Source organism: Francisella sp. XLW-1 (assembly GCF_008711455.1).
GTDB classification, from domain to species: Bacteria; Pseudomonadota; Gammaproteobacteria; order Francisellales; family Francisellaceae; genus Francisella; species Francisella salimarina.
On record NZ_VXKP01000003.1, the window covers coordinates 100,997 to 127,136 of the forward strand.

Consider the following 26,140-nt stretch of genomic DNA (forward strand, 5'->3'; position numbering starts at 1 on the left):
TTTTAAAAAAAATACAAAGTCAGTCTATAAGCCGGGTTCTGTAATAGACAGTCATTTATCTAGACTTGCTGTTACCAACAAGCTCAAGCGACCTACCCTGCTACAATGCGAGCAACATCTTAGTAGCGCTATTTGGTCTTGCTTTAGATGGGGTTTACAATGCCATTGAGTGTTGCCACCAATGCGGTGCGCTCTTACCGCACCTTTTCACCCTTACCTTTTAAACAAAGGCGGTATACTTTCTGTTGCACTTTCCGTAGGCTCACGCCCCCCAGACGTTATCTGGCATCTTGCTCTATAAAGCCCGGACTTTCCTCACTTATAAAAAGCGCGACTGTCCGACTGACTTTGTATTATTAGCTTTCTCTAATTTTTGCTAACTCAATGTTGTAATTAGATTTTACCGAATTATATTCTTCCTGCAAAGCAGATATCTTAGCATTATACTGCTTTTTTATTCTTATAACTTCAGATTCAAGATTCATTCTATCGTTACTTAGTTTTAGTCTGTATTTATTATATTCCTCTTGTAGACTTATCCTATCACAGCGAACAGCCTGTATTAGATTAAATATTTCAACTAGTTCATCTGGAAACTGCTGAAGTTTTTGAACACTAAACTCAGTTACATCAGGTTTTCTGTTATTATGGTTATTTGCAAATTGATAACTACCACTAACATGTGATCTTTTTTTGTAATCAAAAGTAGGTTTTTTCATAGAAATATAAAAGATTTGAAAGTTAATAAAATTATATATGAGGTAATCTACCAAAGGCTACTAATAATTGCAACGCAATAATACCTACACCACAGAATAATATCAAAGATAAATAAAACTTACTGATAATACTATTTTGCCCCTGCTTAGACCTTATAACCCAAACCATTAGTGCAGGTTGCACAATCAAAAGCACAGACACAAAAATACTTGCATATCCCAGAGCTGCTATAAAACTATTAACAAAATATATCGCAAAGAATAATGGAGGTAATAGCGTAACGACCAAAGTAATCAGCTTTTTTCTAGAATTTAGAGCATACAAATCTTGATTAAATGAGAATAATGCTAATGCCACACCGAGAAAAGATGTAATAATTGCAAAATTCTCAAAAAGTCTAATAAAAACTAATGGAGCCCTTTGCCCTAAACTTACATAGGCTTCTGCTAATGTTTTACCTGAATGACTTAGATCAATAAAACCATTGCCACCATATAAATTTATAGTCCCTAGAGTTGCCATAACCCAAACCAAGTAGACAACTAGTGGAGCTAATGCCCCAACAGCTACCGTTCTTTTAAATACAATATCATTTTCAAAATAGTTCCTAATCGCAGGAATCACAATATGAAATCCAAAAGATGTTACAAGTATTGGGATAGAAAACCAAACATATTCAACACCTAATGCTCTACTCTCTAATATAGCTGGGCGTATTTGTGGAGCAACAAAAGATATAAACAATACAAAAGCCAAAACTTTAAGACTCAAGAATAGCTCATTAACTCTAAATACAACCTTGATTCCTTTATAAATGAAAAATCCAAAAATAAATGTAAATAGAAGCTTTGCAAAACTATCACTTTCAAAATTAAACCAACTAGTGATATATGTCTTAAAAAGCTGTCCCCCCATAAAGATATAAGCTGTAAGCAACGAATAGAGCAATAACAAATAAAACAATAAATTCATTACTCTACCAGACTTACCTAGTATATTATGAGCAATTGAATCCATATCAGTACCTAATGGCTGTGAAACATTTGCTTCGACAATCAATAAAGCTGTTGCATACATTATAATCCAAACTAGAAAGAGCGCCATAAGCGCATAGTTAAACCCAACAGCTGCTACTGCAAACGGAATACCAAGCATGCCAGCACCTATTGCTGTACCAGCTATGATAGCTACTGCGCCTATCTGTTTAACCTTCGAAACATCCTTCACCGACTTTCTTCTCACTTGGTAATTACAAAACACTAAATTATAGCAATTTTAATTAAAAAAAGGCAACCCAGACTGCTTTGTCAGAACAAATATCACCATCAAAAATACACTGTAGAGATTATTTTTTGATACCTTAATTTAATAAAAAATATGCTAAAGTATAAGTGTGAGTATTTACAAAATACTCACGAAATAGAATTATTTTAATTTTTATGAAGAAGGAGATCAATTATGAGATCAAAGAAAAAAATATTAATAAGCAGTATCTTGGCTGCAATATTCTGTTATGTAGTACCCGCAAACTCAGCGACGACATATCAACAAGGAAAATCCTATACAGCTGGACAAATTGTAGTAGGTACAGATGGCAATCAATATCAATGTAAACCATTCCCTGCTAGTGGATGGTGTGGAATGTCTGCGTCACATTATGCTCCTGGTAGTGGTAGCCATTGGCAAGATGCTTGGACAGAAATAAGTAATGCCAACACATCAGATAACAACCAGACTCCTACAGATAATACCAACACTAACACAAATAACAACAATCCTGGAAACTCAAGCAGCTCTAACACTAGTGGTTCTTGGCAGACCAATAAAGTCTTTGTTGGTGGAGATCAGGTTACATACAATGGTAAAGTATATAAGGCTAAGTGGTGGACAAAAGGTGACACTCCGGGCTCTGCAAATGTATGGGAACTAATTGAATCACCCAATACTGATGACTCTACAAATAATAACAATACTCAAGATAGTATCAATAATAGCGATAACCAAAGTTGGGATAGTAATAAAACATATTCCCAAAAAGGCGATGTTGTAGAATATAAAGGTATATTGTACGAAAATCAATGGTGGACAAAGGGTGATACTCCTGGTAATGCTCAAGTATGGAAAAAAATTGGTCCTGCTCCAGATAATGATGACAATAGCAATAATACAGAAGATACCAACAATGTTGTAAAAGCTGCTGTAATAGTAACTGGTTTAGGACAAAATACAGAAACTGTAATCTTCACCTCAATACAAGACTCCACGCTCGTAAAATCTTATGAATTTAAAGATGGTACTAACGAAATAAACCTACCAGTGGGTAATTACAGCATCATCGATGCATCTCCTGAAAGTAGTAAATTACTAAAACTTGATGGAGAAATTGTAGCAGTGACTAAGGATGCTCAAATAACCCTAGCATATGAGAATTATACATCAGATGAAGACCATTCAGAGGTAACTAATTCTGAACTAGAAAAGCTATTGCCTTTCAGTGATTTTGAAAAAGCATTTCCATATGCCACAAACGGAGCATGTACAGCCAAAAATAATGGCCTAAAAGGTTTATATGATGGTCTAATAGCTGCTGCTGCCAACTTCCCTAGCTTTGCTAACCCAGAAGCCATTCCTGATAGAGTTGCCCAAAGCCAGCAACAAAAAATAGAGCTAGCTAAACGAGAAATTGCAGCATTTTTGGCAAATGTATCGCAAGAAACAAATGGTGGCTGGGCTACAGCCCCGGGCGGTAAATATGCTTGGGGACTATGTTTTATAGAAGAGGTCGGATGTCAAAACGGTGATTGCTCACAATATACTGACCAAAATCCTAGAAACCCAGCCCACAAGGGAGTTCCAGGACAATTTTACCATGGTAGAGGTATGATCCAACTATCGTGGAACTATAACTACGGTCTATTCCAAGATTTCTATAATGAGAAATTTGCAGGTAACAACCCTATCAACCTACTTGCTAACCCAGGCTTAGTACTTAGGGACTACAAAATAGCATGGACTTCTGCATTATGGTTTTGGATGACTCCACAGCCTCCTAAACCATCAGCTCATGATGCTTTACTGGGTATTTGGAGACCAAGTAATGATGACTTAAATGCTAATCGTGTGCCGGGTTTCGGCATGACTGCAAATATTATAAACGGGGGAATCGAGTGTAATAAAGGTGGAAATACCGAATCTTATCAAGTTAGTAATAGAAATAACTTCTACACCCGTTTAGCTGATATCATCGGAACATCTACTGGTGATAACTTGGGTTGTAGAAATATGAGAAGTTACTAGCCTATAAAATATAAGAATAGTAATTAATAACTTTATTATCATAATTAGTACTACTCCAATAAAAATCTAATCTACATATAACACTTTGTCTTTTTGCTCAAATTTATATTTAATTCATAACTTGAGCTGATAACCTAAATTTCATAATTTCTTTGTTGATTTTGATAGCAGATAAAGACAAACTTGCTAATTAAATTTCTAAATCATATTTAAAAAATATCATGAATATACAAAGAAAGGCCGTATTTGCCCTTTTTATAGTCACCATTCTTTGGGGAACAACATTTCCTCTAGTTAAGATCTCTCTTGAGTATGTCTCACCTGGGCTTTTTGTAGCTTTTAGACTAGGGTTATCATGCTTATTATTCTTACCTTTAATTTTAAGAGCTAAGTTTCATAATAAGCTCTACTTACTAAAAGTAGGGGCTATATTTGGCTCACTTGAAGGTATGAGTTTTTATTTTCAGACTCAAGGACTATACACCGTTTCATCAAGTGTTTCTGCATTTTTGACAGCCTTGAGTGTAATTATGATTCCTTTCATAGGAAGTCTTTTTAAGGTAGATCGATTAACAATTTATGGAATGGTTGCTTCTGGTGTTTCATTATTAGGGATATACGCACTATCTGGCGCAAGTTTTGATAACTTTACTATAGGTTATCTTTGGTCAGTATTATGCGCTCTGATGTATGCTGTATCAGTGGTATATCTTAGCTATGAAACCAGAAAAGATCATCGCAGCGAAGCTTTTAAAGACTTGCGTCTACTAATAATACTGCAAGTAGCTTTTGGTATACCTATGCCTTTGATAACAGATGTATCATCGTTTATGTATCTTCACTTTAACTATATATTAGTAATCGCTATAGTTTTTTGCTCAATTTCAACAATTACTTGCTACTACTTACAGAACACTTATCAAAAACACCTAAGTATGTCTCAAGTTGCTGTTATCTTCTCTTTTGAGCCTATTTTTGCGACAATTTTTGGAAAGCTTATCAATGATGAAAAAATATATTTATCAACGATTATTGGAGGCTCATTAATACTTGTGAGCTATTTTATAATTGAAATAGGAAATAGAAAAAGGCAAGTCTAAGCTCTTGGATCAAAATTCATTTTTTCTTGCATTTGTTTATAGAACTCTTTTTTCTCATCAGTATCAGCAGCTGGTAATTTGACATCATAGACAATATAAAAATCTCCATCCCCAAGACCTTTACCTTTGATACGCATTTTACGACCAGATTGACTACCTTCTGGTACTTTCATTTTCTTCTTACCATATGGGGTAGCTATTTCTAGTGATGTACCAAGAGCCGCCTCCCAAGGTGCTATATTAATATGCTCATAAATATCATTGCCATCAATCTTATAGTTTTTATGATCGACCACTTCAACTTTGATATATAAATCTCCAGCTGGAGCGTTTGCTCCAATGCCTGCACCACCTTTACCTTTGACACGTAGTTTTTTACCATTACCCATAGCGGGTGGTATTTTGACATCTACACTTTTGTGCTGCATAGTTGGCATACCGTTAGCACCTGCTTCTTGATAGCTATACGAAACTGTTCTAGAGCCACCTTTGATAGCATCTTCAACATTCAAACGTAAAGAGATATTTATATCCTCACCTTTTCTAGCTCTTGGTTGACCTCCACCAAAGCCTCTTGCACCAGCTCCACCGCCACCAAAAAGATCTCCAAAAATATCACCTAAATCCTCGAAATTGAAACTTTGAGAGCTTCCTCCACCTTGAGAAAAACCTCCAAAGCCGCCTCCAGCCCCACCAAAACCGCCTTGCTGAACTTTGTCCCAGTTTTCTCCATACGCATCATATAGTTTTCTCTTTTCTTTATCACCTAAGACATCATAAGCTGTTTGAATTTCTTTAAACTTATCTTCAGCCCCTTTTTCTTTGTTGACATCTGGATGGTATTTTTTTGCTAATCTTCTATATGCTTTTTTTAACTCAGCTTCTGAAGCATCTCTACTAACTCCTAGTAAAGAATAATAATCTGCCATATTTTAAACTCCCAAATACTTTCAAACATATCCAACAAATAGATAATATGGATACACAATTAATGTTATAAAATTTCCTGCTATTAGATATAGGGATTAATCAGCGAAAAACAAGTGATATGGTTAAATTATCTAATTTTATTGCTGAATTGTCGCAATACTATAAATAACACCAGCAAGTAATGCCCATAAAGAATTAAAAACAATATTCATAACAAATACTGCTGTGCCAGCATTTATAGCAAAGAAACCTTGACCAGCTAATGGCATTTTAACCAAAAAGTTAAACAATATAACAGCTAAACCAATAACTATACTTTTGATAAGAATATTTTTGGATATCGGTAATGCAAATAATATAGCCCAAACACCACCCCACACCATTAAGCGATAAAGCGTATATTTAAATTCATCATTAAGCTCAACTCCATGCTGACGAATAAAAATAAACAAAAAATATAAAACACAGGCACTAATTAATCCTGCCATAAAGCCCACAAAAGTTTTATTTAAAAAATTTCTCATTATAATTGCTCCTTAATTTTTTCGTGACAATAAAATTCATAACAACGATACAGCGTAGTCCATAAAACTAACAGTGTATAAATCAAGCCTAGTACAAATACTGTACTCGGTAATAAAATCATAACTATAAAAAAGATAAATGTTTCAGCTCTTTCAATTAAACCTGGGCTATAGTAAAAGCTTTTAGAAGACTCTTTTTGACTGAATATCCCTACTAGCAAAAAACTACTAATACAGACAATAATAGACATCATCATTAATAAACCAACCCATGCAATATCAAGTTGATTGATAAAAATAACGATAATAATAAAACTCTCTACAAAACGATCACTTAATATATCTAACATAGTTCCAAATGATGATGAGCTATTTTGTAGACGCGCAACTGAGCCATCTAAAATATCTAGATATCCTGATAACAGTAGCAAAAACACACACAAGTATTGGTTTATAAAAAATGATACTGCAGCAACTAAACCACAGATTAAAGATAGTATTGTAATCAAGTTAGGCTCTATTATAGGCGCTACAAGCTTAGCGACATTATCAACAAAGATTTTCTGAAAAGTTGGTCTGATTTTTTGTTCTATCATAGCCTTTTACCAAATACTTTCATTAACAGTCTAACTAAGCGTCTAACTTTGTTACTATATAGCTTCGGTGTGAAATAACTTCCAGCAATTCTTTTATTTAGCTCACTCAAAGTTGGATACGCCACAATATGAGAGGCTATATCTTTTATCTTTAATTTATTTTTGACTGCTAAAGTCCACTGTACAATTAGCTCACTAGCGCTTTCACCAACAATAGTAACCCCTAATATATATCCTTTTCGGCTAATAGCCACTTTGACTAAGCCATTAGTTGCTAGACTTGCGACTGCTCTATCATTATTTTGATATGACAATTTCAGAACTTTTGCACCCTGATCTTGAGCCTGTGAGATATCTTGACCAACATGCGCGATTTCAGGACTAGTATATATAGACCATGGCAAGCTACTATAATCAACTTTTGCTGGTAACTTGAATAAGATATTTTGGATCACTATACCAGCATGATAGCCTGCCACATGAGTGAACTGATATCCTCCAGTGACATCGCCTATAGCATAGATATTTTTATAGTTTGTTCTCAAGCGCTTATCAACATTTATACCTCTAGAAGTATATCTAACACCCACATTATCTAGATTTAACTTAGCTAAATTTGGCTGTCTCCCAGCTGCAACTAATAGATGCGAGCCTTCGTAGTACTTATCGCCACAACAAACATTTATCTGTTGATTTTGCTGTTCAATCTCTGTGATATTTACATTTGTAATTATATTGATACCTAAACGATCAAACTCCTTAATCACAACTTTGCGACATTCACTATCAAGCATACCTAAGATAGTATCGGAAGCTTCAAAAATTGTAACTTGGCTACCCAACAAAGCATAAGCCTGTGCTAGCTCTACACCTATAGGTCCACCTCCGATAATCATCAAATGTTCTGGCTTTTCTTTAAGCTCAAAAATTGTTTCATTGGTTAGATAGTCAATCGTATCTAAACCCTTAATATTAGGAATACTTGCTCTTGAACCAGTAGCTATAACAATATATTTAGCCTTGATAATTTTATCACCAGCTTTGACTGTATAGCGATCAACTATCTCGGCATATTCTTGGATAACTTTAACCCCTAATTTCTCAAAACGCTCGACTGAGTCATGTGGCTCTATTTTTGCTATAGTAGCTTTGATATGTGCTTGTACCTTGGCGTAATCAATATCTATGCTATCTACATTTATACCAAAGTCTTTAGCCTTATTTAATTTTGTAATAACTCTTGAAGCTTCTATGATTGCCTTAGATGGTACACAACCATAATTAAGACAATCACCTCCCATCTTGCCACCTTCACAGAGAACTACACTTGCACCCATTTGTACTGCACCAGCTGCTACAGAAAGTCCACCTGAACCACCACCAATAATACAAATATCTGTTTTAATCATAGCTACTTTCTCTTTTTAATAATTACTGGAACAATTGACAGTACTGCCAAGGCTATTAATGGCAAAATAAATTGAGGCTCTAATATGATGCCTAAGTTAATATCTGCTCCTTGCTGAATTACATAAGCAAAGCTTGTACCAACCCATACATAAACAACACTACCAGGAATTATCCCCAGTAGTGTTGCCCAGAAAAAATCTCTGAATTTCACACCAAACATACCCGCTGCGATATTTATAATAAAAAATGGAAATATAGGTATCAATCTAAGTATTAATAAATAATTAAAGACATCTTTTTCAAAACCTCGTCGCATTTTTTCGATACTGCCTTTAGCCTTGTTCCTTAGTGAATCTCCCAACGCTGTTCTAACAGCAATGAAAACTACACTTGCTCCTAATGTTGCAGCCAATACAACAATAATTGAACCTAATACCAAACCAAATAGTAAACCACCTAACAAAGTCATAATAGTAGCCCCTGGTATAGATAATGCTACAACAACTATGTATGCAACCGAAAACACTAACATACAAGCTAAAAAATGCTGATTAGCAAAGTCTAATATTGTTTGATAATTATTTTTGAGTGCTTCAAGAGACAAATACTGCTGCCCCCCAAAACTAAAGAAAGAAATTATACCAATGATTAGTACTGCTATTGGAAAAAATTTATAAAATTTACTATTTGCCATTACTTCGCTATTATCTAATGTATCTAAATTACATAATATACTTATGCTCAAAGAAACTCATCAAATTTATTTAGCCACAATTAACAAAGGAAATTATAAAACAGTATTTTATACCGAAGAAATTAAAACCCCTATTGGTAATCTTATTGCTATTGCTGATGATAATCACCTATATGCTTGCTTTTTTATTAATGATTCAAATATATGCGCTATAGAAAAATTATTAAAAACTTATAATGCGAAAATATCATTCAAAACAAATGACATAACCAACCAAACTAGAAATCAACTTGATAAATACTTTGACAAAGAATTAAAAACATTTTCTATCCCCTTACAACTAACAGGCACTGAGTTTCAAAAACAAGTTTGGCATGAGCTGATAAAGATCCCTTATGGAGAAACAATCAGCTATCGTAAAGAAGCTACAAATATTGGTAAACCAACTGCTTTTAGAGCTGTAGCTAATGCTAACGGTAAGAACCTATTACCCATAATTATTCCTTGTCATCGAGTAATCAACTCCAACGGTAAACTTGGTGGCTATACTGGTGGATTATATAAAAAAGAGTTTTTGTTAAATTTAGAAGCTAATTAGCGCTTAGAAGCAACTCTTGCATGTAAGGTTTATTATAAAATTCTTTTTCTATGTAACCAAATCCATATCAATGGAATTGCTATAATTATAATATCCGCTACAACCAAAATCATAGTATATTGTAAGACATTCTTAACATGCGAGAAGCTTGGTGGAAATAACCCAAGTATAAAGCCTAACATACACATAAATATTGCAACTAAAGACATGGTTACAAGTAGCCAATTAGAATTTCTCCTACCTACATGAAATACTCGATGAGTATCTGGTTGGGTAAACCTAAGTCTAATCGCTGCAGCAAAAACCATTATCCACATAACTACAGTGAACTGTGATGTAATAGCAATCAATAACGCAAATGCTGCATATACTGAAGGCATTACTAAGAATACCGAAGATAAAACCAAAACTATCAAAATCTGAATAACTAGCATATTTACTGGCATGCCAAATCTATTTTTACCTGCCATAATTCTTGGGAAAAGCTCCTGTTCTGCTGCTGTCTGCATACCACGAGCAGGTCCTAACACCCATGTACTAAGAGCAGCTAACATACCCAAACTTATCATTATCACAACTACCGGCTTAACATTACCTAAACCTATTATGTTTAATACTTGTGAGATACCCTGTATCAAACCATTTAAAACATTAACATCTTGTACAGGAATAATAATATTTAAACCAACCGTTGTTAAAATAGTTAATGATACTATTATCAAAGTAGCTATAAGTATTGATTTGGGAATATTTTTCTGAGGATTTTCGATATTTGTCATATGGAAAGCTACTGACTGAATACCTGAGTATGAAGATAAAGTCTTAACTAAAAGAGCATAAGTACCTACAGAAAACACTGGTAAAAGATCACTAAATCCATGATATTCTAAATTACTTTGCCCAGTAACTAAGAAATATACTGCACCAGAAACTAATAGTACTCCTGGTATTATCATACCAAAGACTGCACCAATTATATTCAATAGTACTACTTTGCGCATTGGTAAAAAGTTAAATAAACTTATAGCGATAAATACAGCAACCATTATTAACCAAAAAGTAATACTTGTTTGAGTATTCTCAGCAAAACCTCTAAAGCCAATATATGAAAATGTCGCGATTAATGCTGTCACCGAACTTGGGAAGCCTACTACATTATTAAACCACTCCAACCACATCGCAAGTACACCGGCTTTTTCACCAAGACCTGCCTTAACCCAGCTAAATACACCGCCATTATTTTGCGTTATCATACTACTAAGCTCAGCACAGATAAGTGATGTTGGTAATAGAAATGTAACTGCAGCAATTAGATAAAAGAAAACACTTTGTAAACCAATTGTTGCCATATAAGCTATCGAACTTAAACTAATTATCGCTGAGATATTTAGCATTGTTAGCGATAGTGTCGAAATTTTTTTGTTAGATATATGCATAATTTAAATAAACCTTATATAAAATACTCTTGAACAGTTGGTCTTAGATTATATTCACTAGCTAAAACCTTACCATAAGCTCCTGCTGAATATATAGCTAATAAATCACCACGCTTTATTTTAGGAAGCTGATAATATTTTGCAAATACATCACTGGATTCACAGATAGGCCCAACTATATGATAATGTTGCTTTTCATCAACACTTTCATCAACCAAAGCCTCAATCTTATGTTGTGCTTGATACAATGCTGGTCTAATAAGCTCTGTCATACCTGCATCTATAATTACAAAATGAGTATCTTGAGTCACTTTATTAAATAATACCTGTGATACAAGTACACCTGACTGCCCTACTAATGATCTACCAAGCTCAAAATGTAGCTTAACATCATCACAGTACTCAAAAAACTCTCTAAATCTAGCAAAATAGTTATCAAAGTCTACTATAGGATTATGCTGTGGATTTTGGTAATCAATCCCTAAACCACCACCAAAATTAATATGCGCAATATTAATATCATTTTGCTTGAGAAGTTTTATATGCTCATTTGTCGTTATAGCTAGTGATTGAAAAACTTGATAATTCAATATCTGTGAACCGACATGATAATGCAATCCTATAATATTTATGTTGTCAAAGTTTTGAAAATCATTTTTTAACCAGTTAAGAATATTATCAAAAGCAATACCAAACTTATCATCAAACTGCCCCGTACTTATATAATGATGAGTCTGTGCATCTATATTTGGATTAACTCTCAGACAAATATTTACCTGTTTATTCTTCGAGGATGCTATTTGGCTAATAACCTCTACCTCTTCTAAAGACTCACTATTGAAAGCAAAAATATTATTATCAATAGCTAACTCAATCTCCCAGTCAGCTTTGCCAACTCCTGCAAAAACAATATACTGAGGATCTACATTCTGCTCAAGCACCCTTCTAATCTCACCGCCACTTACACAATCAATCCCCATACCATATTTCTTAGCAATATTTACTATCTTTGGATGATGATTTGCCTTAATTGCATAATGAATCTCAGCGTTTTTGAAATTTTTATCTAATGCTTTTTTTGCACTAACAAATGTATCTTCCAAAAGTGTACTATCGTATATATAACATGGTGTCGTGAGTTTATGCTCTTTTATATAATTAGCTAGTCTAGCTCTATCAAAAACTATATAGTTACTCATTTAATTATCCTTTTTAATATAAAATCGGCAACTGCCAATCATCTTGTACTTGTTTATAAATATCTTGAGTTAATTGCACCAATATAGGATTTTTATTCATATCCAAATAAGATTGAATATCTCTAATATCATCCTCTGCTATAGCAGTACATCCTTCTGTACCTGTCGTCGGAGACTTCCAGATATGCATAAAAATACAAGAGCCTTTTTTGGCTATCGCTGGATTAGTATTGTACAAAATCTCTACACCATATTTATAGATAGCAATCTCTGACATATTTTCAGCTGATAGCCAATCCTTATCATCAATAAGATTACTATTAACTATTTGGTTATAGTATTTTGAATTACTATCATCTACACATTCGATTCCAGTATTTAATTGTACATATTCAACTGCTGAGATATTAGCAAATCCAAAAGTTTTACCAATATCGAAAATACCTGCTGGTGAATTACTATCACCTTCTTTTTTTAAGTCAGCATCTGCTAGGTTTTGATATATGCTATCTGCCCAAGCTAAGCCATTTTTACCAACTACTACAGCAGTTGCTAATTTCTTAGCCAACCAATTATTTTGATTGTCTTTTTCAAAAAACCAAAGCTTCCCCGATACACTCTGCCAATTTGATGTGGTTACTACAATTAATTGCTTAGCCTTTGATATTTTTTGTATACTTAGATTTTGACTAACCATTTTGTCCTCCTAGACTTCAATCAATAAAATAAATTTAAAGGATAAGAGGTTTTCGCTTAGTGTATGTTTTATGGTTTTTGGGTATTAATGAATAATTTATTTTGAAATAAAAGTTTGAAATACACATACACTATTCTCCTAATGTTAGAGGTTCCAAATACGACTCATAAAGTTATAACCAAATGACATACTCATGCTCTATTCCTTTTGGTTTAATTTAACGAAAAATATCATTTATCTCATTAGACTAAACAATAATCAATAAGTTGTAAAATATTTTGTATATTAAATTAGATTATTTGGTTTTTATTAATAAAATATTATTATAAAATCATGTTAATTAAACCAAGTTCGTTGTAAACTGATTTGGTAAAATGCAAACTTGTATATGTAGGATATTCTCTTATATTTTATTCATCATGAAAGATCATGACTGAGTTTACTTGGTATATGAGAAATATTCTAAATAAATTTTCAAATCACAAAGGAGATGCATAAATGAATGCTCAGAAATATATTGATAGCGTAATTGCTGATGTTGAAAAAAGAGACGGACATGAAAAGGAATTCATCCAAGCCGTTAAAGAAGTATTTTCTACTCTTAAACCAGCTCTAGAACAAAACCCTAAGTATATCGAAGAAAATATCTTAGGACGTATTGTTGAACCTGAAAGAGGCATCTCTTTTAGAGTACCATGGGTTGATAGAAATGGTGACGTACAAGTTAACAGAGGTTTCAGATACCAGTTTAACGGAGCTATCGGTCCTTTCAAAGGTGGTATTAGATTCCATCCTAGCGTATATTCTGGAATCATCAAATTCTTAGGTTTTGAGCAAGTTTTCAAAAATAGCTTAACTACACTTCCAATGGGTGGTGGTAAAGGTGGTGCTGACTTTGACCCTAAAGGCAAAACAGAGCAAGAAATCATGAACTTCTGTCAAAGTTTTATGATGGAATTACAGCGTCATATTGGTCCAGACAGAGACGTTCCTGCTGGAGATATTGGTGTTGGTGGTAGAGAAATTGGCTATATGTATGGCCAATACAGAAGAGTAAGAAATTCTTTTGAAAATGGTGTATTAACTGGTAAGTCGTTAGAGTCTGGTGGAAGCTTGATTCGTCCAGAAGCTACTGGTTACGGTGCTGTTTTCTTCTTAGATGAAATGCTCAAGCATGATGGTGAAACTATGGAAGGTAAAACTATTGTGACATCTGGCTATGGTAACGTTGCTTGGGGTGTATGTAAAAAAGTTGCACAACTTGGTGGTAAAGTTGTTACTATTTCTGGCTCAAAAGGATTCGTACATGATCCTGAAGGTATCACAACAGATGAGAAGATTGAATTCTTACTTAAAATTCGCGAAGGTAAAGCTTCTATGCAAGACTATGCTAAAGAATTCAATGCTAGCTGGCATCCAGGTGAGAAGCCTTGGGGAATCAAAGCAGATATCGCTATCCCTGCAGCTACTCAAAATGAAATTGATGTTGAAGAAGCTCAAAAGCTTATTGATGCTGGTGTTAAATATGTTGTTGAAGCATCTAACATGCCTACAACTAACGAAGCAATCGAATTCTTAATGAAAAAAGGCGTATGCCTAGCTCCAGGTAAAGCTGCCAATGCTGGTGGTGTTGCGGTTTCTGGTTTAGAAATGAGTCAAAACTCTGCTAGATTAGCATGGACAGCAGAAGAAGTTGAAGCTAAGTTACAACAAATTATGGCTAACATATTCCACGCTTGTAAGTTTGCTAGTAGCAAATACAACCTAGGATACAACTTGGTTGCTGGTGCAAACTTGGCCGGCTTTGAGAAAGTTGCAGAAGCTATGATTCAACAAGGTAGATATTAGTATCTAAAATTTATATTACATATATACTGCTAGTGACTATTCAATCACTAGCAAAATCTGCTAAAATCACTTTCTCTTAAGGTTCTTTCTTAAAACAAATTGATTAAACAAAATAATTTTACGTCCAATAACTATAAGCATAGGGTAAGAATGCTTATATTACTGTCATTCCCCATATTGATGGGCATGAGTATAGATTTATTTGCACCATCTTTACCAGGTATAAGTATTTCATTAAATACTACAGCATCTATTTCAAAGATGGTGATCTCAATATATCTTATAGGATATGCTATTGGTAATCTGCTAATAGGTATCGTTACTGATGGTATAGGTCGCAAAGTTCTACTTAGATCATCATGCGTACTATTTGTCATAGTTAGCTTACTACCTACTCTAATACCAAACGAATATGTATTGCTAGGTTCAAGATTTTCTCAAGGGTTCATTATGGGTTCAATGGGAGTTGTTACTCGAGGAGTTTTTTCAGATATTCTGCCACCTGAGAAGCTACTAAAACTTGGGCCTACAATGGGATTTTTATGGGGATTAGGACCTATTGCAGGACCTATAATCGGTGGCTTCTTACAAGATGCTTTTGGTTGGAAATCTGGATTTTACTTCTTTAGCATAGCAGTAGCATTGCTGACAATATTAGTTTTTATCTATATCCCAGAAACTCTTAGCAAAAAATCAAAACTAAGCATAACTAAAATCAAACAAGATATAATAGAGGTTGTAACTAATAGAGAATTCATGACTCTCTGTGTAGCTATGGGGATAGCTTATTCACTTATCATTAGTTTCAATACTTTGGGACCTTTTTTAATTCAAGATGTAATGGGATATTCAGCCGCTTACTTTGGTAAATTAGCTATATTTTTAGGCTGCGCTTTCCTACCAGCACCGATACTTGGGCGTAGATTATTAGATCACTATTCTGTTGGTAAAATATTTTTTGTAGTTATACATCTATTTATAGTATTGACTAGTATTTTCTTTATAATTAGCTTAATAAGCAATAATATATCTTTGATCATTATTGCTACTATGGCTGTTTATTTCACATGTGGATCAATTTTTCCATTATCGATGGGTAAAGGTATATCAATGTTTCGCCATATCCCTGGAACTGCAGCAGCAATTATGTATTTTGTGAATATCTCAATGACTAGTCTAACATCATTTTTACAAAGCTACGTTCATGCTCACAGTATTACAAATATTATAAGCATTTACTTGGTTTTAATGTTTATAATTGTTGGGTTATACTGGTATAAACTAAAGGATCTTTAAAGTCTTATGTCTATAAAAAGCTATGATGTAATAATAATTGGTGCAGGCGCTGCTGGACTTATGTGTGCTATAGAAGCTGCTAAAAGAGGGCGTAGTGTACTAGTATTAGACCATGCCAATAAAGTAGGCAAAAAGATTCTAATGTCTGGTGGTGGAAGGTGTAATTTCACAAATTATAACATAGCCGCTGATAGATACTTAGCAGATAATCAACACTTCATGAAATCCGCACTATCAAGATATACCCAATGGGATTTCATCAGCTTGGTTAGTGAATACAACATTCCTTATCATGAGAAGACTCTAGGCCAGCTTTTTTGTGATAACAAAGCTAAAGATATCGTTAATATGCTTCTAGATGAGTGCCAAAAATATCAAGCTAAGATACAACTACATACAACTATTGATAGCGCCATAAAAAAAGAAGACTTATTTTATCTAAAATCTAATTCTGGCGAATATGTATGCCAGTCACTGGTGATTGCTACCGGTGGCTTATCTATACCTACTATGGGTGCAACTGGATTTGGTTATAAAATCGCTAAAAAATTTGGATTAAAGGTTAATCCTCAAAGAGCTGGTCTTGTGCCTTTTATTTTCAGCTCAGAAGATCAACAAAAGTTTGGACAATTACGTGGAGTATCAACTTATTGTAGAGTTTCAAACAATCGGGCAAGCTTCGACGAAAACATTCTTTTTACACATAAGGGATTAAGTGGTCCAGCAATTTTACAAATATCATCTTATTGGCATTCAGGAGAAAGTGTTGAAATTAATCTTTCTCCAAATATAAATATTGCTGATTTTTTGACTTCGAAAAAAGAACAAGGTTCAAAAGTCACTTTAAAAAATACTCTATCGGAGTTACTACCAAAAAATCTTATTAGTACATTTTTTGAGACATTTCTACTTGAAAAAAGAATTTGTGATTTGTCTGCTGAACAAATAAATAAGATTCATCAACAGCTCCATGAGTGGGTAATATACCCTCAGACAACAGAGGGCTACCGAACTGCAGAAGTTACCTTGGGTGGTATTAGTTGTGATGAAATATCGTCAAAAACTCTTGAAGCAAATAAAGTTAAAGGTTTATACTTTGTTGGCGAAGTTATTGATGTAACTGGATGGCTGGGTGGATATAATTTTCAATGGGCTTGGGCTTCTGGTTGGGCCTCGGGACAAGTTGTATAAATCTAATCGCTAAGCTATAATTAAATAAATATTTTTCGGGTCAAATATTTTAATATGAAAATACCTAATGAGAAAGAATTTGCTATAAAAAAAGCTATTCTAAAAGCTATTGAACAGGGCTATAGCGTTGCCCAATTAGCAGATGGTTTTGGAGTTTCTAGAAGTTTAATATACAAATATCGTAGGGCACTCAGAGATCAGGGTTTCATCAAAAAAAATGAAAATGATGTTTATGTTATAACTGAGAATAAATTTTCTATGAAACCCGAAGCCCCAAAAACTGCTAGCCTTGATTTAAAATATACTGATTTAAATGACCCAAATTTTTATTCTGAAGAAATACAACTAACTGAAACTGAAGAAGAGACTTCTCCTAATGAAGACTGTCTGCAAAGTAACGATTCAGAAAATATAGAATCTATTCAAAACTCAGTAGATCAAATGCATAAGCTTAACGAACTGAAGAGAGCCAATAAATCGCGAACTAAAAAAGGTTTTCTAAACAAAGTCTTTGGCAAAATAAAAAAGATAATTTAAGAAAATAACATGACAAAAATTATTGAAGACGTTGCAGAATTTGCACACAAAAACCATATATCAGAAGAAACTGTAAAAGAGTTAATTGCTCACTTTACTAATGATGTTGAGAAAATCCAAAAATTTATTTTAGAGAAAACAGAATGTATTTTTGATGCTAATATTAGAAATCTAGAAATAAAAGAAGCCCTTAAAAATCTTAAATAATTTTTGTCTTCAAAGTCATCTCTATGCTGCTATCGCTTGTGTAGTACTCTTCAAATTATTCAATGAATTCTTCGCATTAACAATATTAGGGCTATAAATATCTTTAGAATCTTGCAATGCTTTTCTTACTACACTTACATCTTGCCCTGAAGACTGAGACTCTTGTAAATTGGCGTACAATAATGCAATGATACCAGCAACATGAGGAGTAGCCATAGATGTACCTTGCATATAACCATATTCATAGTTATTTAGAGTAGAGTATATTTGGGCTGTTTTGCCATAATTATAACTATCTCCACCTGGAGCTCTAACAACTAGACTGTTTACTACCCACTTTAGTATCCCATCAGGTGCATAGTATGTCGAGTAAGGTGCTAACAATCCTTCCGGCCCTGTAGATTCAACAACTATAGCATTAATATCTCTACAGCCTGATGGTATGTCATTAAATAAATTTTTACCATCATTACCTGCGGCAATAACTACTGTCACACCTCTTTCATGTGCAGCTTGAATGGCCTCTTTCCATGCTGGGCATAATGTGCCCATATAGTTTTCTCTCCACTCATCTCGACTAACTATAGGCTGTCCAGTATATGGATCAATCCTAGACATCCCAAGGCTAAGATTAATAACTTTAACTGGAGCGCTGTTGTCCTCTAAATATTGGCCACTACTATTTTTTGCATATACCTGCGCTCCTGCTGCCCATTTGACAGATTCTAAAATAGCATAAGTATCACCGCTACCATCATCTCCTAAAGCCCTAATAGGCAAAATCTTAATACTATCTATTGGCCCTGCAACACCTTTGACTTTAGGACCATTTGCAGCCACTGTCCCTGCTACATGTGTACCATGAAAACTACCATTATCATAGATATTGCTAGATACTCTAAGCTCTCTATTCTTCATAAAAAAATAGTAATGGCTATGATCTCTATCTATTTTTTTTGATATATCTTCAGGAGCAGCATAAGCTAATCCTGAATCAATTACAGCGACATCAACTCTCTTTGGGTTATCTAAAACCAAGTCCCATGCACCATAAGCATCAATCCCACCTGTGACCTCTTTCGGACTCTGCATATCCCACTGTTGTCCCCAGCTTATGATGTTATTTTGAAAGTTAGTCGTATTGGTTGTTTGTGTATTGTTTAAATCATAAGCATACATTTTTGAATTTTTTGGGATAGCATATTCAACATTTGGATTACTATCCATAAAATTTTTGGCAGCGGCATAAGCATTATTGTTTGATACCTTTTGGGCTGCACTACTTGACTGAGTTTTTAAACTAGTAGTAGTTGGCCGTAAAGCCTGGCCATCACTTACTTTTACAACTTTTGTTCTCGAATCTATGTCTTCAAGGACTTGATAGTTTTGAACTGTACTCATAGTAGTTACAGAATTAGCACTAACAGTCCCTATTTTATTTTGATTATCTTTATACTTAACGATTAACTCAATATCGTTTGCATACGCTGAGGCATACAAAGAAGCTCCTATTAAAAATATTTTTTTAAACATATAGTTTGTCCTTAAGTTGTATATTTCACAAATTGTAAACCATCGATTATTTTAATGGTTTACAATATCATTATATAAAAGCAAATCTTTTTAAATATTTTTACAGCAGCTTAGAATTTAATTTTCCCTTATTTTGACTATTCGATAGACTTAAAATAAACTAACTTAGTAGGATACTTTAGATTTTATAAATATGGATAACAAAAAAAATATTCTAATAACAGGTTGTTCGCATGGCGGTATTGGCTACGCTACAGCCATCTATCTTCGAGATAAAGGATATCAAGTTTTTGCTTCTGCTAGAAAGAAAGAAGATGTAGATAAGCTCAAAGCTGAAGGCTTTGATACTTATCTGATAGATGTCACTAATTATCATCAGGTTGATCAGGCCTTAGAGGCTATTTTAGCTAAAACTGGTGGCAAATTAGATGCTGTATTTAATAATGCTGGATTTGGACAAGTTGGCGCATTAGAAGATATCGATACGCAATTTATCAAAAAGCAGTTTGAAACCAATATATTTGCCGTACACAATCTAACTAACAAAGCTATAAAAATCATGCGTAAGCAAGGTTATGGGAAAATAATACAGCATAGTTCAATATTAGGGCTTATTGGTATGAGGTTTCGCGGATCATACGTAGCTAGTAAATATGCACTAGAAGGTATGACTGATACTATGCGACTTGAGCTTAGGGATACTAATATTTTCATTAGCCTATTAAATACTGGACCTGTAACAAGCAAATTTAGAGAGAATGCTCTAAAGACTATCGATAATGTTGAAGTAGAAAATTCACCTCATAATAAAGAATACTATAGAATAATGCTTGGTAATCACAAACCTATCCCTTTTAACCTACCAGCAATTGAAGTAGCAAAAGTTGTTGAAAAAATTCTTGTAGCAAAAAAACCAAGACCTAGATACTTTATAACAAAAGCAACTTGGATTATGACTACTCTCAAAAGATTTCTGACAACAAAAGCTTTCGACAAGGTTGTAGGAAAATATTAACCATTATTTTCTAAACTTATACAAAAACCATCCTACAAATATAAAAATCATTGGCCCTAAAATTAGTTCTGATTCATATATTGCAATCTCATAAGCATCAGTCATATCGCTTGGAGGTTGAAAGCTAAATATTATACCTAATGATGTCGATACAAAAACTAGTACTGCAAACAGATATTTTATCTTATGATTCATAAGCTTGATATAAGCGATTACAAGATATAAATAAGGGATAAAATAAAGTACAGTTGCCATGAGAATCAAGATTTGATACATCGCATCAACTGATGGCAACAAGTTTGTAAATACGACTATAAAGGTGACCAACACTCCCATAAATATCAAAGCATTTCTTGGAGAATCGTGCTTGTTAGTTTTATGCAACCAGTCCGGCAAAATTCCTTTAGGAGTACATTTAAAAAACATAATAACAGGTGCTAATAACCAAATACTAACTGCGGCAAATTCAGCAAATGTTAATAAAAATGCCATGAGTTTAGGAAACCATGCCCAATGAAATTGATGACCTATAATCTCAAATGCAGTCATCAAACCAGATGCCTTACCAATATCATCTGGAGATGCTACCAGATTTAGAGCTACGGTACCTAGTATATATAGTCCAAGTAATATAAAAGCAGATAAAATCAAGCCATAATAGAGGTTTTTCTTAGCATCTCTAACAGAGTTGGCAAAAGTAGGAATTATCTCAATACCAGCCATAGCAAACATAATAATAGTCAAAGTAGAAAGATTGTCCCACGAGCTACCATGAGGAGCTATATTAGCCATAGAAAAATCAGTAGCACTATGCCCTACGGCTATATATGCTGCCACCCCTAAAATGATTATCACAATAGCAGGTATAAATGAGCCTAAAATACCTCCAATATCTACTAGATATTTATTTGCCTTTAGACCATAAAAGCTAATTACCGTAATCAACCAAAAAGCGATTAATACCACCACAGTAATATAATAATGATTCTCGACTAACTCAGGCTTACCAATGAAGTAAGCAAAATTTGTAGCCAAGAATATTAGAACTGCTGGATAGTAAAATATTGTATTAATCCAATAAAGCTATGCAACCATAAAGCCTGATTTTTCACCCAAAGCTCTAGTAGTCCAAGCATACATACCGCCCTCATCAGGATACTTACGTGACAACTGTGTAGCTATAACAACCAATGGTAGAAAAAATACTAAAGCTCCAAGTATCCAAAAGAATATTGCAGATGCCCCCAAGCCTGCGGCAACAGGTATCCAACGAATACCAAAGTTAGCAGTGACTGCCATTATAGTGACATCTTTTAATCCAAGAACTTTATTATCTGTTGAGATTGAACCCATAAAATATATTATTCGTTAATAATTCATAGAATGATTATATACATCATAATTAAGAATAAATATTCTAGAAGCTTATTTTTTAATGATGAATTTAATTTTTAGATAAAAGATATATGAGAATTTGAAATGTAGTCTTTAGATGATATCCAAAACATATCTAACAAGAGATACTTTTGGATATTAAGATTTTATTACATCATGCCTGGCATACCGCCCATGCCACCACCCATAGGAGGCATAGCTGGAGCATCTTCTTTGATCTCACCAACCATAGCTTCTGTTGTGATCATTAGACCAGCAATTGAAGCAGCATGTTGTAAAGCTGAACGAGTAACTTTAGTAGGATCTAAGATACCCATTTCAACCATATCACCATAAGTATCATTAGCTGCATTGTAGCCATGGCTTCCTTCTTTAGCTTTAACTTCGTTTACAACTACAGAAGCTTCGCCACCAGCATTTTGTACAATTTGTCTTAGAGGAGCTTCGATTGCTTTTCTAAGTAAAGCAATACCATGGTTTTGATCATCATTATCACCAGTCAAGCCATCAAGAGCTTTTTGCGCTCTAATAAGTGCAACACCACCGCCAGCAACAATACCTTCTTCTACAGCTGCACGAGTAGCATGTAGAGCATCATCAACACGGTCTTTCTTCTCTTTCATCTCAGCTTCTGTAATAGCACCAACTCTAATTACAGCAACACCACCAGATAGCTTAGCTAATCTTTCTTGTAGCTTCTCTTTATCATAGTCAGAAGTAGCTTCTGCAACATTTGCTTTGATTTGAGAAACTCTATTTGCAATAGCATCTTTATCTCCAGCACCATCAATGATTGTAGTATCATCTTTAGTCACTTGTACTCTATTTGCAGTACCTAAGTGCTCCATATTAGCTTCTTCTAGCTTCATGCCAAGCTCTTCAGATATAACTGTAGCACCTGTTAAGATTGCAATGTCTTCTAACATAGCTTTTCTTCTATCGCCAAAGCCAGGAGCCTTAACTGCACATACTTTAACTACACCACGCATATTGTTAACAACTAAAGTAGCTAAAGCTTCACTCTCAACATCTTCAGCGATGATCAATAGAGCTTTACCTGACTTAGAAACACCTTCTAATACAGGAAGTAATTCACGAATATTAGAGATTTTCTTATCAACTAGTAATATATATGGGCTCTCTAGATCAGTAGTCATATTCTCTTGGTTTGTCGCAAAATATGGAGATAAATAACCTCTATCAAATTGCATACCTTCAACCACATCAAGCTCATCTTCAAAGCCTTTGCCTTCTTCTACAGTGATCACACCTTCTTTGCCAACCTTTGCCATAGCTTCAGCGATAAGCTTGCCTACAGTAGAGTCAGAGTTAGCAGAGATTGTGCCCACTTGCTCGATTGATTTAGAGTCAGAACACGGCTTAGAAAGTACTTTTAGCTCTTCTACTAATTTTGCAGCAGCCTTATCAATACCTCTTTTTAGATCCATAGGATTCATACCTGCAGCAACAGCTTTTAGACCTTCTGTAAGTAGCGCTTGAGCTAATACAGTAGCAGTAGTCGTACCATCTCCCGCCACATCAGCAGTTTTAGATGCTACTTCTTTAACAATCTGAGCACCCATATTCTCAAATTTATCTTCTAGTTCGATTTCTTTAGCAACAGATACACCATCTTTAGTAATTGCTGGAGCACCATATGATTTGTCTAATACGACATTACGACCTTTAGGACCTAAAGTAACTTTTACAGCATTAGCTAAAGTGTTAACACCATCTAGCATTTTTGCACGAGCGTCATCTGAAAATAAAACTTCTTTTGCAGCCATTTTTATTTCTCCTTTGAAATTTCTAAAATTCTTTTTAATTATCCGATAATACCCATAATGTCGTCTTCTCTCATCATAAGAAGAGTCTCATCATTTACTTTTACCTCACTACCTGAGTATTTACCAAATAGTACTTTATCGCCTACTTTCACATCCATAGGTTGAGTAGAACCATTGTCTAATTTCTTACCATTCCCAACAGCTACAACTTCACCCTCACTTGGCTTTTCTTGAGCACTACCAGTTAAGATAATCCCACCTGCAGACTTTGTTTCTTCTTCTGCACGACGTACTAATACTCTGTCTTGTAATGGACGAATGTTCATAACAATCTTACTCCTTTGTTAATTTATTGCTATTTTGTGTTTTCAAAAATTTTTTAATTTTTGTGCAGCTTAGAAGTTTTCCTATTCTAAGTTCTTGCATGACTAGATATTGAGCCAAAAAAGTCATTTTCAAGATTTTTTTGTATTTTTTTTTGTTAGAATCTCCTTGATAAAAATCAAATACACCAAAAAGATGAAGAAAATAGTACTGACCATATTCCTTATTACTATTACAACAAGTATTTTTGCTTTAGATATCCAAAGTAAAGAAATAATGATAAACAAAAATAAGGTTCATTATTATCAAGTTAACAATTCCAAGAGCGACTTAAATCTTATTATGTTAACTGGTATTGGTACTACTGCTAACTTTTGGCCAAAAGATTTTATAGATATACTCTCGCAAAAGTATAACTTATATATTCTTGATTATAGAAGTCTTAATACTGATCAAAATGGTGATGACTTAAATTACTCAATAAAATCTTTATCTGAAGATACTAACGCCTTTATAAAAAAACTCAGACTCAAAAACCTTTATATACTTGGTTGGTCTATGGGTGGAGCAGTTACTGAGCAAACTTTATTTGATAATACAAACACTTTTAAGCAAGCCTTCCTAATATCTCCAGCAGTCCCTCTTGACAATAATCCTGGCGTACCACAAAAACTCAGCAAAACACCAACCCTTAAAAGTTCAAGACAAATATATAACTTTGTATTTGACAATAATCTTTACGACTATAATCCTAAAAACCTAGAGAGTGAAGTTAATCGATTCATAAACCCAGATATTGCTAACCTTTTTCCAAATAACAAGATATATACTAAACAGAAGAAAAGTATAAGCCAATGGGTTAAAAATAAAAATAACCTTGATAATTTTATAAACCTGAACATTCCAACAACTATTTTTTTAGCTAAAAATGATAAGATACTTAACCCTAAAGATACGCAAAAGACTATAGCTCTTATCAAGAATAAGTCTTTTATAAATATTATAAATTTCGATAAATCTGGACATGCTATTGATTGGGATCAATCTCTCAAATTAGCGAATATCATAAATAACTTAGCATAATTAAATATATAGTATTAACAACAAAACATGAGGTATAACTTTGAACAATAAAAATATGAGCTTCACTGCCCGTTTAGTTCACACAATAGGCTTTGAATTTTTTGGAATAGTGATTTTCACCCCATTTGCCATGTTTGTCCTACACAAAGATATGTTTCATATCGCAGGACTAGCTATCATAGTATCAATAATAGCCATGCTATGGAATCTTGTATATAACTATATTTTTGACATCGTCGAGAATAAAACAGGCGGGTGTCGCTCAAAAAGAGGAGTTATTATAAGAGTGTTGCATGCCATTCTCTTTGAAGCTGGTCTTTTAATTGTTACTATCCCTCTTGTTGCATATATGCTAGATATGGGGCTAATAGAAGCAGTTATTGTTGATATTGGCTTTGTTATTTTTTATCTTGTATATGCTTTTGTGTATAATTATATTTTCGATAAGATTTACTTCGGTATTATACATAATTAGATATAGCACCCATAGCTTAACTGGATAGAGCGTCGCCCTCCGGAGGCGGATGCGGGGGTTCGAGTCCCTCTGGGTGTGCCAAACCAAGACAACAATTTGAGTTATATTACACAATCCTACTTAAAACATATATTACTACTAAAATTTCAGCACAAATAATAATTACTACTCTTATAAAAACTTTTGAGATGGAAATAGTAGTGGTACCTAAGTAATAATCAAAAAATATTGAAAAAAAATGGGATATG

At 33.9% G+C, this 26,140-nt stretch carries 24 protein-coding genes, 1 tRNA gene, 1 other RNA gene and 1 pseudogene; 12 read left to right on the top strand and 15 right to left on the bottom strand.

The window, feature by feature from the left end:
• Positions 1-11: 11 nt before the first annotated feature.
• From rnpB to F3D59_RS05275, 3 genes are all read right to left on the bottom strand, one after another.
• Positions 12-350: RNase P RNA component class A (gene rnpB / locus F3D59_RS05265), an RNA gene on the bottom strand.
• A 6-nt stretch (positions 351-356) separates the two neighbouring features.
• Positions 357-719 carry a hypothetical protein gene (locus tag F3D59_RS05270; RefSeq protein WP_150464073.1) on the bottom strand — a complete coding sequence of 121 codons (363 nt, stop codon included), beginning with the start codon at positions 717-719 and terminating at the stop codon, positions 357-359.
• Between the two features lie 31 nt (positions 720-750).
• A complete protein-coding gene (locus F3D59_RS05275; RefSeq protein WP_146420971.1) occupies positions 751-1,947 on the bottom strand; it encodes an amino acid permease in 1,197 nt (398 codons plus the stop codon).
• Between the two features lie 231 nt (positions 1,948-2,178).
• On the opposite strand from F3D59_RS05275, the gene F3D59_RS10200 reads away from it, so the two are divergent.
• Together F3D59_RS10200 and F3D59_RS05285 are read left to right on the top strand one after the other, a co-directional pair.
• On the top strand, positions 2,179-4,017 hold the full coding sequence (locus F3D59_RS10200; protein ID WP_150464074.1) for a glycoside hydrolase family 19 protein: 1,839 nt from the start codon (positions 2,179-2,181) through the stop codon (positions 4,015-4,017).
• A gap of 221 nt (positions 4,018-4,238) precedes the next feature.
• Complete coding sequence (locus F3D59_RS05285) at positions 4,239-5,117, top strand: DMT family transporter (RefSeq protein ID WP_150464075.1); 879 nt, start codon at positions 4,239-4,241, stop codon at positions 5,115-5,117.
• Here the strand turns inward: F3D59_RS05285 and F3D59_RS05290 are convergent.
• The 5 genes from F3D59_RS05290 to F3D59_RS05310 form a co-directional block, all read right to left on the bottom strand.
• Positions 5,114-6,046 carry a DnaJ C-terminal domain-containing protein gene (locus F3D59_RS05290; protein ID WP_150464076.1) on the bottom strand — a complete coding sequence of 311 codons (933 nt, stop codon included), beginning with the start codon at positions 6,044-6,046 and terminating at the stop codon, positions 5,114-5,116. The genes F3D59_RS05285 and F3D59_RS05290 overlap by 4 nt on opposite strands.
• 138 nt (positions 6,047-6,184) lie before the next feature.
• Entirely contained in the window at positions 6,185-6,571 is a 387-nt protein-coding gene (locus tag F3D59_RS05295) for a hypothetical protein (protein WP_004287132.1), read from the bottom strand.
• Positions 6,571-7,167, bottom strand: a complete 597-nt coding sequence (locus F3D59_RS05300) for a CDP-alcohol phosphatidyltransferase family protein (protein ID WP_150464077.1) — start codon at positions 7,165-7,167, stop codon at positions 6,571-6,573. Before F3D59_RS05300 ends, F3D59_RS05295 begins: the two co-directional genes overlap by 1 nt.
• Positions 7,164-8,576 carry a dihydrolipoyl dehydrogenase family protein gene (locus F3D59_RS05305; RefSeq protein ID WP_150464078.1) on the bottom strand — a complete coding sequence of 471 codons (1,413 nt, stop codon included), beginning with the start codon at positions 8,574-8,576 and terminating at the stop codon, positions 7,164-7,166. Before F3D59_RS05305 ends, F3D59_RS05300 begins: the two co-directional genes overlap by 4 nt.
• Positions 8,577-8,578: 2 nt before the next feature.
• Entirely contained in the window at positions 8,579-9,271 is a 693-nt protein-coding gene (locus tag F3D59_RS05310) for a TVP38/TMEM64 family protein (protein ID WP_150464079.1), read from the bottom strand.
• Between the two features lie 43 nt (positions 9,272-9,314).
• Here F3D59_RS05310 and F3D59_RS05315 point away from each other — a divergent pair, with 43 nt between their 5' ends.
• Positions 9,315-9,869 (top strand): methylated-DNA--[protein]-cysteine S-methyltransferase, encoded by a 555-nt coding sequence (locus F3D59_RS05315; protein WP_150464080.1) that lies wholly within the window; start codon positions 9,315-9,317, stop codon positions 9,867-9,869.
• Between the two features lie 32 nt (positions 9,870-9,901).
• On the opposite strand, the gene F3D59_RS05320 is transcribed toward F3D59_RS05315, so the two are convergent.
• From F3D59_RS05320 to F3D59_RS05330, 3 genes are read right to left on the bottom strand one after another with little or no spacing between them, the layout of a single operon-like run.
• Positions 9,902-11,305, bottom strand: a complete 1,404-nt coding sequence (locus F3D59_RS05320) for an APC family permease (RefSeq protein WP_150464081.1) — start codon at positions 11,303-11,305, stop codon at positions 9,902-9,904.
• Positions 11,306-11,319: 14 nt separating this feature from the next.
• Positions 11,320-12,504, bottom strand: coding sequence for a diaminopimelate decarboxylase (gene lysA / locus F3D59_RS05325; RefSeq protein ID WP_150464082.1), 1,185 nt, complete (start codon positions 12,502-12,504; stop codon positions 11,320-11,322).
• A gap of 13 nt (positions 12,505-12,517) precedes the next feature.
• Positions 12,518-13,201, bottom strand: coding sequence for a L,D-transpeptidase (locus F3D59_RS05330; protein WP_150464083.1), 684 nt, complete (start codon positions 13,199-13,201; stop codon positions 12,518-12,520).
• 498 nt (positions 13,202-13,699) lie between these two features.
• Between F3D59_RS05330 and gdhA the strand changes: the two genes are divergently transcribed.
• The 5 genes from gdhA (at position 13,700) to F3D59_RS05355 (ending at position 18,280) form a co-directional block, all read left to right on the top strand.
• The gene (gene gdhA, locus F3D59_RS05335; RefSeq protein ID WP_150464084.1) at positions 13,700-15,049 is read left to right on the top strand and encodes an NADP-specific glutamate dehydrogenase; all 1,350 of its coding nucleotides are present in this window, start codon (positions 13,700-13,702) and stop codon (positions 15,047-15,049) included.
• Between the two features lie 99 nt (positions 15,050-15,148).
• Positions 15,149-16,345, top strand: coding sequence for an MFS transporter (locus tag F3D59_RS05340; protein WP_224721161.1), 1,197 nt, complete (start codon positions 15,149-15,151; stop codon positions 16,343-16,345).
• Positions 16,346-16,351: 6 nt separating this feature from the next.
• Positions 16,352-17,536 carry an NAD(P)/FAD-dependent oxidoreductase gene (locus F3D59_RS05345; protein ID WP_150464086.1) on the top strand — a complete coding sequence of 395 codons (1,185 nt, stop codon included), beginning with the start codon at positions 16,352-16,354 and terminating at the stop codon, positions 17,534-17,536.
• Positions 17,537-17,590: 54 nt separating this feature from the next.
• A complete protein-coding gene (locus tag F3D59_RS05350; RefSeq protein WP_150464087.1) occupies positions 17,591-18,073 on the top strand; it encodes a helix-turn-helix domain-containing protein in 483 nt (160 codons plus the stop codon).
• Positions 18,074-18,082: 9 nt separating this feature from the next.
• A complete protein-coding gene (locus tag F3D59_RS05355) occupies positions 18,083-18,280 on the top strand; it encodes a hypothetical protein (RefSeq protein ID WP_013922470.1) in 198 nt (65 codons plus the stop codon).
• Between the two features lie 21 nt (positions 18,281-18,301).
• Here F3D59_RS05355 and F3D59_RS05360 read toward each other — a convergent pair whose 3' ends face one another.
• Positions 18,302-19,813 (bottom strand): S8 family serine peptidase, encoded by a 1,512-nt coding sequence (locus F3D59_RS05360; RefSeq protein WP_150464088.1) that lies wholly within the window; start codon positions 19,811-19,813, stop codon positions 18,302-18,304.
• A 193-nt stretch (positions 19,814-20,006) separates the two neighbouring features.
• On the opposite strand from F3D59_RS05360, the gene F3D59_RS05365 reads away from it, so the two are divergent.
• Entirely contained in the window at positions 20,007-20,828 is an 822-nt protein-coding gene (locus F3D59_RS05365; RefSeq protein ID WP_150464089.1) for an SDR family NAD(P)-dependent oxidoreductase, read from the top strand.
• 3 nt (positions 20,829-20,831) lie between these two features.
• Here the strand turns inward: F3D59_RS05365 and F3D59_RS05370 are convergent.
• The 3 genes and pseudogenes from F3D59_RS05370 to F3D59_RS05380 all read right to left on the bottom strand — a co-directional run bounded on the left by F3D59_RS05370 (position 20,832) and on the right by F3D59_RS05380 (position 24,336).
• A pseudogene (locus tag F3D59_RS05370) lies at positions 20,832-22,181 on the bottom strand (APC family permease).
• A 191-nt stretch (positions 22,182-22,372) separates the two neighbouring features.
• Positions 22,373-24,010 carry a chaperonin GroEL gene (groL, locus tag F3D59_RS05375; protein ID WP_013922466.1) on the bottom strand — a complete coding sequence of 546 codons (1,638 nt, stop codon included), beginning with the start codon at positions 24,008-24,010 and terminating at the stop codon, positions 22,373-22,375.
• A 38-nt stretch (positions 24,011-24,048) separates the two neighbouring features.
• On the bottom strand, positions 24,049-24,336 hold the full coding sequence (locus F3D59_RS05380) for a co-chaperone GroES (protein ID WP_013922465.1): 288 nt from the start codon (positions 24,334-24,336) through the stop codon (positions 24,049-24,051).
• Between the two features lie 193 nt (positions 24,337-24,529).
• Here F3D59_RS05380 and F3D59_RS05385 point away from each other — a divergent pair, with 193 nt between their 5' ends.
• The 3 genes from F3D59_RS05385 to F3D59_RS05395 all read left to right on the top strand — a co-directional run bounded on the left by F3D59_RS05385 (position 24,530) and on the right by F3D59_RS05395 (position 25,973).
• Complete coding sequence (locus F3D59_RS05385) at positions 24,530-25,417, top strand: alpha/beta fold hydrolase (RefSeq protein ID WP_150464090.1); 888 nt, start codon at positions 24,530-24,532, stop codon at positions 25,415-25,417.
• Positions 25,418-25,457: 40 nt separating this feature from the next.
• Complete coding sequence (locus F3D59_RS05390; protein ID WP_150464091.1) at positions 25,458-25,892, top strand: PACE efflux transporter; 435 nt, start codon at positions 25,458-25,460, stop codon at positions 25,890-25,892.
• A 5-nt stretch (positions 25,893-25,897) separates the two neighbouring features.
• Positions 25,898-25,973, top strand: a tRNA-Arg gene (locus tag F3D59_RS05395).
• Positions 25,974-26,140 lie beyond the last annotated feature (167 nt).